This window comes from Arthrobacter sp. Y-9, assembly GCF_029690065.1.
Classification (GTDB): Bacteria; Actinomycetota; Actinomycetes; order Actinomycetales; family Micrococcaceae; genus Arthrobacter_E.
The window spans coordinates 281192-292970 of sequence record NZ_CP121463.1 but is presented as its reverse complement, the minus strand read 5'-3'; the positions used below and the strand labels follow the sequence as shown (position 1 = coordinate 292970).

The 11779-nt window shown below is 60.1% G+C and carries 7 protein-coding genes; 6 read left to right on the top strand and 1 reads right to left on the bottom strand.

Annotated elements, in window-relative coordinates; genetic code table 11:
- Positions 1–202: 202 nt before the first annotated feature.
- Entirely contained in the window at positions 203–1759 is a 1557-nt protein-coding gene (locus P9849_RS01290; protein WP_278267940.1) for a sigma-70 family RNA polymerase sigma factor, read from the bottom strand.
- A 602-nt stretch (positions 1760–2361) separates the two neighbouring features.
- Here P9849_RS01290 and P9849_RS01285 point away from each other — a divergent pair.
- From P9849_RS01285 to P9849_RS01260, 6 genes are all read left to right on the top strand, one after another.
- Entirely contained in the window at positions 2362–3654 is a 1293-nt protein-coding gene (locus tag P9849_RS01285; protein WP_278267939.1) for an Ig-like domain-containing protein, read from the top strand.
- A 290-nt stretch (positions 3655–3944) separates the two neighbouring features.
- Positions 3945–4742 (top strand): glycosyltransferase, encoded by a 798-nt coding sequence (locus tag P9849_RS01280; protein WP_278267938.1) that lies wholly within the window; start codon positions 3945–3947, stop codon positions 4740–4742.
- 50 nt (positions 4743–4792) lie between these two features.
- Positions 4793–6187: a glycosyltransferase family 4 protein gene (locus P9849_RS01275; RefSeq protein ID WP_278267937.1), complete on the top strand. Its 1395-nt coding sequence runs from the start codon at positions 4793–4795 to the stop codon at positions 6185–6187.
- A 7-nt stretch (positions 6188–6194) separates the two neighbouring features.
- Positions 6195–9257: a glycosyltransferase family 39 protein gene (locus P9849_RS01270; protein WP_278267936.1), complete on the top strand. Its 3063-nt coding sequence runs from the start codon at positions 6195–6197 to the stop codon at positions 9255–9257.
- Positions 9258–9259: 2 nt separating this feature from the next.
- The gene (locus P9849_RS01265) at positions 9260–10405 is read left to right on the top strand and encodes a glycosyltransferase family 4 protein (protein WP_278267935.1); all 1146 of its coding nucleotides are present in this window, start codon (positions 9260–9262) and stop codon (positions 10403–10405) included.
- The gene (locus P9849_RS01260; protein ID WP_278267934.1) at positions 10406–11224 is read left to right on the top strand and encodes a PIG-L family deacetylase; all 819 of its coding nucleotides are present in this window, start codon (positions 10406–10408) and stop codon (positions 11222–11224) included.
- The last annotated feature ends 555 nt before the right edge of the window (positions 11225–11779 follow it).

Here is an 11779-nt window from a genome sequence, read left to right as displayed (position 1 = left end):
TCGCCGCCCGAATGGTTGCCGTGAAATCTGTCGGCCCCGCGCTGAACCGGTGTATCGATGTTTCAAGCGTCCACTTCGTCAATCTGGAAGGGGGTTGGCGATGGTGTTGCATGATCGGTCAGCTAGGTCGCCATCTGCAGACTGGGTGGGAATCCGTTGGGCTTCTCGCCATTTCGCGGGTGGTCGTGATGGACGGCTCTGCTCAGAATCCATGCGCAAAGAGGTTTTCTCTCAAGGCGAGGCCCTGGAGCGTATAGAGCAATGCGTTGTTGTGGCCCCAGGGGTTACGAGTGACAACAAAACGGAACGTGGTCGTCCCGCCTTTCAAGGTATCGGTTCTGCAGGTGACTCCACCCGGATTTGTTCTGCTGTTGTTGCAGGACCATCCGGCGGGGGCGTTGACTGTTCTGAGATCGATGGATGCATGCTTTGAGAACGAGAATTCGGCGACTGATTGGCCAAGATCCTGGCCTCGGGGGACGGAGAACTTGACGGCCACCCTCTGGGCCCTGGGGTCGCCGTGGATAGCTGAGCTGAACGCACGCCCCCGGACCTTGGCGGAGACGGGTTTCGGTATGGGGTTTTGTGCCGGCAGAGCCGTGGGGTTGGGCGCCTTCGTCGGCGCTGGAACAGCCGTGGGGTTGGGCGCCTTCGTCGGCGCTGGAACAGCCGTGGGGTTGGGCGCCTTCGTCGGCGCTGGAACAGCCGACTGCGTTGGAGTGAGTTGGGTCGCAGGAGGCTCGGAGGGTGCCATCGTCGGTGCGGGCCGCGCGGGCATCTCATGCGCTTCAGGTTGCTGGGTGGCAGCGATGAAGGGGTCGATCTGGCTCTGTTGGGCCAAGACGGGGGCGTCGCTTGCTCCGCCAATGACCACCGCTGCCGCAATCCCAGAAGCCATCAGCACAAACCATGGTTTGGCAAGCGTCGACGTGGTTGAACCTTTCAGCAGGAGTCCGGTAGTCGCGGATTTTGTGGACGCCTGAGTCCAGGCTGCCAAGGGGATCCCGGTGAGCAGTGGTAGTAGTACCGCCCGGGTTGTTCCGCGGACGTCCCTGAGCTCGACGAGGGCCGCCGTGCAGGCGGGGCAGCCATCCAGGTGGTTGCGCAGGCTAGCTTCAATTTTGCCAGTGAGTCCGCCGCGGACGTATGCACCCAGCTGGGAGGCAAACTCCGTGCAGTCGCCGCGCTCCGCGTCATTCAAGTGGGCCTGCAGGTATGCGCGGCGCAACCCTTCACGTGCTCTGAATGCGAGTGCTGACACGGCGTTGGGACTAAGTCCCAGAATCGGGGCAAGAGCTGCTGGCTTCATCCGCTCCACATCGAGGTACCAAAGTACCGCCTGCCAGCGTTCCGGCAACGCACGGTAGGCCCGCGTGATCGTCTCTGTTTCAAATTCGTGCATCACTGGGTCGTCGGACCCAACATCCTGTTCAAAGGTCTTCTCGATGTCGGTCGGCGCGGTCCGTAGCGCCTTCCTATTGGCGTGGTGGGCCAACCTTGTGACCGCGGAAAGCAAATAGGCGCGGAAGAATTCCTTCGGGCCCTGCCCTGCAACGAGGCCCTGAAGTGCAGACTGGAACGCATCCGCAACGACATCCTCGGCGTCAGCTGAGTTGTCCACGTTCTTCCAGGCCACCGACATGGCGATGGATACGTGGCGCTCGTACAGCTGCCCGTAGGCTTCCACGTCCCCGGCACGGACCATCGCGATCAGTTCACTGTCACTTGTTGCTGATCTCTGTGCGGAACGGCGCGCCATGATTCTCCCCTGCTACGTTTAGATTCCAGTCCATGTACTAAGTGGCCTCTGGACGCCAAATATTACGCGCGGACCCCACCGTAATCATCAGACCTGCCACGCCTCGGCACAGCGGTCATCGGTCCCCGCCTGTGACCAGGGAAGATGGCAGATGCTTGTGCTGCAGACCTCGTCTTCTCCAAGGCCCGGCCGGTCGCTGCCGTGAACGATGCATCCGTCATCGGAAGCGATCCTTGACCGATCTTGGGATCGGGCGGCGGTTTCACGTGGACGGTCAGGTAATGCGCCGTCCTGGGAGTAGATAGACGAGGCGTCTGGATGGGCCGTTAGCCGGGCCATGGTCTTACTGAGCGTGGAGCGCCGTCCATCCGACGTATTTTCCCTCGTGAGGTACAGGGCACGAGGCGATTTAGGGAGCTCTGGGGCGCGTGGTGGGTGAAGATCTACACTCCAGAGCCGGCGAACTGTCGCTTCGACCTACTGATAGTGGCTCTTGCACGTCTCCTCTGAAAACGCGGACATTCCTCTAGTCGCCGTCATAAACCGGCAGTTGGCTGCACTGAACCTTCATGTACCCAACCATGGGGATCGAAAGGACTCGTATGAGCAACCACCTCCATCCCAGGAACCCAACCAAGATCACGGCTCCGCCACGGGCATTACTGGGGGCGCTGCTGGCGGCTGCACTGTCCATTCTTGGACTCTCTTGGTCTGCCCAGGCAGCTCAAGCCGCAGTCATTCCGAACGCGATAACCTCCATCAGTACCGACTCCACCGTTGGAGGGCAGGGGTCTCAGGTGGACTTCACCTGCCAGTGGGCTGTCCCCGATGGGTCCCAGCCGGGCGACACCTTCACCCTCCAGCTTCCCTCACAACTGCGCTGGTTCGGTCAGGCAGACTTCACACTCAAGAATCCTGCAGGACAGACAGTAGCCACGGCTCACGCGTCTGACTCCGGACTCGTAATCTTCACCCTCAGCGACTTTGTTGCCTCGCACCCTCAGAATGTCCAAGGTACGTGTAATTTCAGCACCCTCTACACTCAGGTTCCCCCGTCAGGTGGGTCAACACAGCTTGACTTCCAGGTGGGCTCCACGGCCATCCGCGTCCCCGTCTCAGTCGACGACCCGTGCCAACAGGACTGTGCTCCCAAACCGCCGGTCTCGCCGGAAAAAGACATGTGGTGGATAGATTCCGCCCAGACAGAGTTGAGCTCGACGTTCCATCTGCCGGCCACCACCTTGGCATCCAGCGATGTCACCATCACAGACACACCCGGACCGGGCACCAAGATCGACTGCAGCCGGATCGTTGCTCGCGTAGGAACGACCCTGGATCAGGACGGCAACATCGCCACTCCTGGCGATGACGAAACCTACCCCGCGGCCATAACGTGCACGCCTTCGCTGCTAGCCGCCACCTGGACTGGCCTGCCCAAAGGCGAACTGATTCAGCTCTTTGTCGTCACCCAGGTCACCGACCCTACGCTGGACTCCTACACAAACTCAGGCCATGTCACCATCGCCGGAACCGACACACCGGTAATTGTTGAGGTTCGCCGAACCACCGCCAGCGGAACCGCAAACGGGTCTGCTCTGCCATCACCAACTCCGACAAACACGGCTCCGACCAGCACGGCCAGCCCAACCCCCACTGACAAACCATCCACCGGATCTATGACTCCCCCACCAGCCACCAGCAGTGCCACCACGAGCACCGCTCCGGCAGCAGTTCGGCCTTCCGAAACCCCATCGACACCGCGGCCGACAGATACTCTGGCCAACACGGGCGCCGGTGGAACGGCAGTCCTACCGATCGCGCTGATCCTGCTTGGAGCCGGCACACTGCTCGCATTGCTTGCAACGCGGAAATCAGTAAAGCGGCGTGTCCACTGAATTGGCTCAGTGTCGATGCCGGGACATAACATTCTCCGACCCCTGCCACTCTCGTCGGAGGGCGACGCTCCCGGCAGGATCCCGCGAGCCAGCATATCGTTTCTAATTGGGCATGACAGCCACACTGGTCAAAGACGCACCATCAAGCGATCGGTTCGGTGTGACGCTGGGGACGTGGCAACGGAGTTAAGCAACCTAATTTAGATGCGCGCGTCATAACCTCCGCGCATCCTCCACTACATATAGGCGAGCATGATTTTCGTGCCGTTGCAGAGTATTTGGAGGTTCATATGGTTCTGTCACAATCGGACTGTGTCATCACCGGCGCGAGGGAGGCCCTTCAAACACGTCCTCAGCCGATTTCCTTGCGTCGTTCGTACGTAGATCTCGAAATTGTCATACCGGTCTATAACGAGGCCACCAGGATTCCCGAAACTCTGAGGAAGACGATCGAGTTCCTGAAACTTCAACCGTGGTCCTCGCGTGTTGTAGTGGTGGACAACGGCAGTGTTGACGAAACACCAACGATAGTTCGACGAATCTGCCGCGAGAAAGCCGGCGTGGTCCAAACTGCCATGGTCGGGTGCTCCCGCAGGGGGAAGGGAGCGGCCGTGCGTAGGGGGCTCCTGAGCGGGACGTCCAGGTTCACAGGGTTCTTTGACGCAGATCTCGCCACGCCGCTGGAAACCCTCACCAAAGCTATGTCGCACCTCTCGGATGGCGCCTCAGCGGTCATCGCGTCTCGCCACACCCGTGGTTCCACCTTCGTCCGGCCCCAAACCCTTGGGCGCAGGGCGGGCGGTGCGTTTTTCCGGGTGTTGACAAGGTCCAAGGTCAAAGGCATCCAGGACACTCAGTGCGGATTCAAGTTCTTCGAACGGGATGCACTGACTGCCGCCATGGTGCAGTGCCGAAGCACGGGATTTGCCTTCGACGTTGAGCTCCTCCTTCGGCTTCAGGATAGCGGGGTCAGCATTATCGAGTTACCGGTGGCATGGACAGACGGACCAGAGTCCACGTTCCGCCCCCTCCAAGACGGAGTCGCCAGCTTCGCCTCCGTGCTCCAACTTCAGAAAGCCGCGATTTGATGGATTCTCGAAATGACCTCAACTCCCCAACCCGACTTGCGGGACAACACGTGCTGGTTCTCAACTGGCGGGATATCAAGCACTCCCAGGCTGGCGGCGCCGAGCAGTATATGCACGAAATTTCCCGCATCTGGGTGCGCAATGGAGTTCGCGTCACGTGGTATACGGGGCGTGATACCGACCAAGCGGCTGAAGATGTCATTGATGGCATCCGGATTGTGCGCGGCGGCGGCCCGTTATCGCTCTATGGACATACAGCATTCAGGCTTCTACGGACGAGTGATGAATTTGATGCCGTGGTGGATTGTCAAAACGGAATTCCGTTCTTTTCTCCCTTATTCCTACAGAAGGCGGTCCCGATCGTCCAATTGGTCCACCACGTTCATCAGGAGCAGTTCCGCACCAGGTTCTCGCCATGGTTGGCGGCTGTAGGCCGATTCCTGGAAAGCTCCGGAGCCAAGGTGGTGTACGGGACGCGCTCTCTAGTGGCCGTGTCGCCCTCCACTCGGCTGGAACTTCGCAAGCTTGGGTTTAACGGACCCATCCACGTGGTGCCGAACGGCGGTAGTGAGATTCCCCGGAGTGTGGCCGCCCGCGCCTCCGAGCCTACGATCGCGGTCGTCAGCAGATTGGTGCCTCACAAAAGACTGGACTTGCTGCTGGGCCGGTTCGCTGTGGCGGCTCGAAGTGTTCCAATGCTGCGAATGGACATTGTTGGTGACGGGCCGGAACGGGCTCGCTTACGGCAGCTCGCGATGGACCTCGGCCTAGACGACACCGTAACTTTCCATGGCTACCAGCCTAACGAGGTCCGTGACGCGTTGTTGAGTCGTGCCTGGCTGACCGCCTCCACGTCTGCAGCCGAAGGCTGGGGCTGTTCGGTCATCGAAGCGGCAGCTTGGGGTGTGCCGTGCGTGGCTCTACGTGTTCCGGGTATTCGAGACTCGGTGGTTGATGGCAGTACCGGCTGGTTGGTTGATTCCGTTAAAGAGTTCGGCGCCGCCTTAGTTGATGCGTTCACGACCATTTCTGACCCGAACACTGCCAGAGACATCTCGTCCGAGTGCCGCGAGTGGGCCCGCTGTTTTACGTGGGAACGCACCACGGAACTGCTCACTGGGGTGCTTGTGGAGGAAAGGAAGCTGCGGCACGAGGGAGGGGATCCCCGTGCCCACCACTCGGATCTGTCGACGATGGTGCGGTTCAAGTTGCCGGCAGAGGCCGATCTGGGTGCCATCCTGCGTCCTACGGACGAAGTTGCCCTAACTGATGATGGACTCGTGTCAGTTCTCATGAAAGGCCGAGACGAATTCGAAGCCCGCTCAGCCATGAAGGGTATCTCGATAGCCGGCGCGGAGGTCCGCCACACCAGTCCTCATACCCTTCTTGCTGGACCAAGACACACCTTTGCCTCGGCAGATTTCGTCGACGGTCAGTTGCGGTAGTTCTTCTGTGGAGGTATTCGAAGAGCTTGCCCCCGATATGCGGGATAAACCTGAGGCCGAGCGCAGGGAAAAGTCACCGGACCAAGACCTGAGAGTGGGTCACAGCAGCAGTTTCCTCGCAGTGTCCGCGGGCGTCGTGGGCATGGTGAGTTACGCCTGCTCCCTGCTGATGGCCAACATGTTGGAGACACCGGATTACACGATGTTCGCTGCTGCTGCAATGTTGATCGGTATCGTCGGCGTTGTGGCGGCGGCTTTGGTCCCTCTTCCGCTGTCCCACGTTGTGGCAGTTCATCCCGAAGGTTCCAAAGGCCGTCGGGATGGCATAGCCTTCTCGGTCTTTGTGTCATGCATTGCCGGCATTGCGGCAGCAGCCCTGACTGGCGGGCTGACCCTGTTGCTTGCCACCCCCACCTTGGCTGTGGCAGTGGCGCTGGGCTCCTTCGCTATTTTTATCGTGACCGCACCGGCTGGATGGCTTCAGGGCGAGCTGCGATTCACGTGGTATGCCTTGCGAACTATCGGCGAGGTCACCCTGAGGCTATTCTTCAGCCTGTTGGTGCTTGCGATGGCATGGGGTGCCGGAGGCGCCGTCACAGGCTTCGTGGTGGGAGCCTTGGGCGGGCTCCTCGTGCCTCGGGCGTTCTACCGGGACGTCCGCTGGCGACCCCAGGTCTTGCGCGAGAAGTGGCGGTGGGCCGAAACCAGCGATATTGCGTCTGTTCTCTGCGTGGTCTCTGTACTGGTGGGCATCGACGTCGTAATGGTGGGCTTCCTCGACGGTGGGTCAGCCGCCGCAGCAGGTTTCCAGGCGCTCTCCACGATCGCTAAGGGCCCCGTCTATGTGGCAGCCGGGACCGCCTTGGTGGCCTTCCCGTTACTGCGAACACCTGGCGTCAACGTGGGCGCGGTTCTCCGCGATGCTTTCGCCGCTTTCGGGCAACTCGCTGTGATGGCGTTCGCCATCATCGCCACCGCACCACACCTGCTGGTCGGGCTGGCTATTCCCCAGAAGTACCATGACTCACTCGACTTTCTGCCATGGCTGGCAGCCTCCGGCCTCAGCTACGCAGTACTGATGGGACTTTCCACCATCCTTCTGGCCTTGCGCGCTTATCGCCGTTGTCAAGTAGGACTGGCCTGTGCGTGCCTGCTCGTTGGCGGAGGTCTCTGGGTCGGCTGGAGGATGAACGCAGTCACCGGTATGGCTGTGGGATGCGCCATCGGGGCCATGTTGGCCGCACTGGTTTTAGTCGTCTTGGCGCGGCCCATCCTCCTTACGGCGAACCCAGGAAGAGTTGCCGGCCGGTATGCTCTCTACGCTGTCGCCCTCGTCGTGGTCCTTGCGGTAGCAAGCATCCTGAACCCCATTGTTTGGCTTCTTTTGGCCGCCGTCGCCGGCATCGCCGTTCTCGCCCACCAGCGCGAGTCTTTGCCGAGCCGAAAGGACCTCAGTAAGTTTCGACGGCACCTAACGGGGGCCGCGAGAAAGGGCACGGGCCGCCGGTCCAAAGCAGGACCCCACTCCACCAGCCCACTGGTGGCATGGGGAGCATGGACACTCTCACGCAATCTGACCGCATTTATCGCAGTGGTTGCCGCGGCGTTCGGAGTCCGAGCCTTAGGCCTCGAACGAGGATTTGAACTGTGGGTGGACGAAATGTTGTACGTCCGACTAGGGGAATCAATCAGCACCGGCCAATTCCCCACATTGCCTGACGGGCCGTTCTTCCTTCACCCGCCCGGATACTTCCTGCTCGAAGCCGGAGCCATCAAGCTCTTCGGCATCTCCGGCGAAATCATCGAGATGACACTTCAGCTACGCTGGCTCAACGCCGTCCTAGGGGCCATCACCGTAGGACTTGGCTTCCTCCTGGTACGCAAGCTGGCAACCAGCACCGCCGCTTGGTTCACAGCCGTTCTCCTCGCTTTCGAGCCATTCATCCTGCGCAACAACAGCCACGACTTCCTTGAAACCTCGGCCATGCTGCCGGCGCTGGCAGGATTGCTCATCCTCCTGGGAACCCGCGACCCACAGGGCAAGGCACGTTCCTTCCTGAAACTGGCAACAGTTGGACTGCTACTGGGGTACTCCGTCCTGTGCAAAGACTTCTTCCTCGTCTGCACCGTTGCGCCGGTAATAGCAGCCGTCGCATGGAGGAGGACCCTCACCTGGCGTAAAGCCCTCGTCATCATAGGGTTCGGGTCCCTGCCCTACTCGATCTACCTGCTGCTGGTGACCACCGACGGCAATCTTCCGGCTTGGGTATGGGCAAAAAGCAACGGACTGCTCCGCATGTCCGGTGTCGAGAAAACCACCGGATTCACCGCAGAAGGGTCACCAAGTCTCATCTCCCGGCTCATCGAGCAGAGCGGGCACTTCGGGACAAGTTACCTCCTGCTGGGCCTTTGCCCCGTTGCCGGATTGCTCGTGTGCTTCAGCCAACATGCCAAGAGACGTCTCATTGGGCTGACCGGGCTCTCCCTCGGAACAGCAGGCGCCTACAGCGCAATATTCGGCACGTTCGAAGAACAATACGGATACGGCGTCATGGTGGCCGGGGCACTGTGTTCAGTCCTGGCAGTAGTGGAGCTCCACGAAAGATACCCCAAGGCCCGCAAGACCCTCATCGTCATCAGCACCAGCTACATCGCACTAACCATTGCCCTCGGACTCCGCACCGAACTGACCACGGACAATGGATTTGCCAGGGCCAACGACTGGGTCAAGGCCAACCTGCCCGCCAACGCGCGCATCAGCGTCACCAACAGCACCACCTATTTCGCCTACATGGACGATCCCAGGTTCGGCATTTGGCCATCGGCCCCACTGATGAAACAAAACAAAGTCAGCTACATCATGACCCAGTCAACTCCCACCAGCCAGGGATATGGCTACGCCAACCCAACCATGCTCACCTGGCTAAAAACCCACGCAACCCCCCTGATCACCACGGCCGGCCCCACCAACGGTGACACCACCATATGGTTCGTCGATCCCCTGAAACTCGACACAGCAGCCGCAGCCAACGTCGGGGAGCCCTCAAAGGCGTACGGAACGGAAAAGTAACGATGAGAGTCTTACATCTAGGCTTCGAAGACCCCCGCATGCCAGGAGCAGGCGGAGGCTCCGTAAGAACCCACGAAATCAACCGCCGGCTGGCGGCAGAAGGCTTCCACATAACAGTACTGACCACCCGGTACCCAGGGTGGAAAGAACGGGTCCAAGACGGCGTGCACTACGTACCCATCGGCATCGGCACCGGCAAGAACAGAATGACCCGACTCCTGGCCTACGTGATACGGCTCCCCTTCGAAGTGCAAAAACGCCGCGGAACAACTGATCTAGTCGTAGAAGACTTCTTCGCTCCCTTCTCCACCATGGCCGCACCACTTTGGACCAGGCGCCCCACCATCGGCGTCGTCCAATGGCTAAATGCTAAAGACAAAGCACGCCAGTACAAACTCCCGCTGTACTGGATCGAACGCTGGGGCGTACGAAAACACCACAGACTCATCACCGTCTCCCACGGTATCGCCGAACGCCTGAGTGCACAGAACCCCACAGCGCACGTGGACGTCATAGGAAACGGAGTCGACCCCGAAGCCTGGAACCCACAACCCCACCTTGGACACGACGTTCTCTTCATAGGACGCCTTGAATACAGCGACAAAGGCCTCGACCTACTCTTGCAAGCCTGGGCACGAAGCTCCCAGCACCTAACCGCCAACCTCCTCATCGCAGGAACCGGCCCGGACGAAGCCAAAATCCGCACAACAATCCACACCCTCGGACTCACCGACCGAGTACATATGCTCGGATGGCTCTCCGGACCCAAGAAATTCCAAGCACTAAGCGACGCCCGCCTAGTAATAGTCCCTTCCCGCAATGAAACATTCGGACTCGTCGCAATCGACGCACTCGCAACAGGCACGCCCGTCATCGCCTTCAACATCCCCTGCCTCCGGGAGATCATCCCAACCGGCGCAGGCTGGCTCGTTGAACCATTCGACACCAACGCACTCGCCGAAGAGATAACCCGCCGGTATCTCCAACCCGGACTAGAAGAGGACAGCGTCCTCAGACGCCAATTTGCAGCACGGTACAACTGGGATGCGCTTGCCAGGATGCAGGCGCGCTCCTACCAAGATTCTCTGGCCGCTCTGGGTAACAGCACAGCCCGGCTCCAAGTGAACAACCAGGGGGATAGGGGATAAATGTCGAATCAAACAACATTCGAGCGTTCCTTGGAGGGCAACGCTCCCTGGCTATTCCTTTCACCCCACCTTGATGACGCTGTGCTGTCCTGTGGTGCACTTATCGAGGCGCAAACCCGCCAACGAGAGATCACCGTAGCAACGTTGTTCACCGAGGCAATGCCTGCGCCCCACACCCGCGCCGCACGCTCCTTCATGCGCCAATGCTCCGTCATGGACGCCGGGAGTTTGTTCCAAGCCCGGCAGGCCGAGGATCGGGCTGTACTTAAAGCAATGGGGGTTCAATCTGTCCATCTGGGCGCAGTGGATGCCCTTTTCCGAGGCAGACGCAGGCCGGCGAAGCTAAGGCGCGGCGTGTGGGATGCGCTCCTCCCTGAGCTGACCCACCGCTACCCTACCTTCCGGTTCGACATCGCCTTGGGCAGGATTGCGCGGGGAGATCGGGAGCTTATCCGTCACCTTCAGGGCAGCGTTGCCGAACTTCTGCATCAGACCAACTCCGAGCTGCTGTTCTGTCCAGCAGGGGTGGGAAAGCACGTGGACCACATGATTACCCGGGGTGTCGGCGAGGAGTATCCGGAAAAGCTAGTAATGTACTCAGACTTTCCCTACGATTTAGCCTCTGAACCGGATGAAGATCATCTCTCCGAGATGGGACTCTTGCGCTTCACTTGGGGTTCAGGCCTCGAAACCAAGTCTCGGCGGATCAAGGAGTACATCACCCAAGTCGACGCTCTATTCCCTGGCGGCGCAATCCCGCTGAAGCCGGAGACCTACTTCGTACCTGGACCTGGTAACGCCGTCTACGAGTCAATCTGAGCGGTGGACTCTGAGTAACCAACAGGTGAGGACCTTCGAAGGCAATACTGACCACCAGCCGCTCTCCCAGGGTAGTTGCTGGTCAGGAGAAGCCAGAGCTGGCCACGACCTCACCTGTTGCCTCCTTTCGGCGTCAAGCATGAAGCCCATGCGCTTGGCACTGCGCATCACAACCGTGCTCTGCACAAACTTGACTTCCGGAAGACGTTTCTGAATGCAGAACTCCGCCGTCAAGACGTCCGCCACGGTGCGTAACCACATGATGATGAGGAAATTGGTCTCCCCAGTGGTGGAAGCAACCAGGCGCACAGTTCGTTGACCGCTGGCACGGCGGCCAATTCAGCATGGCGGCCCGCTGGAACGTTGGCGAGCCAGCGGCACGCGATAGGGGGGTCAATGCAGAGAACCGCCACGAGCTTCCACCAGAATGCATCCGAGTGCACAATTGGCTGCGGACGCTGAGTACCCCGGGAAAGGATGAGATGCGGGACAGTACGTGTTCGGCGTGGTTGGCGAGTGAGGAGGTCACGGCTACGTAGAACTCCGGTGGCAACG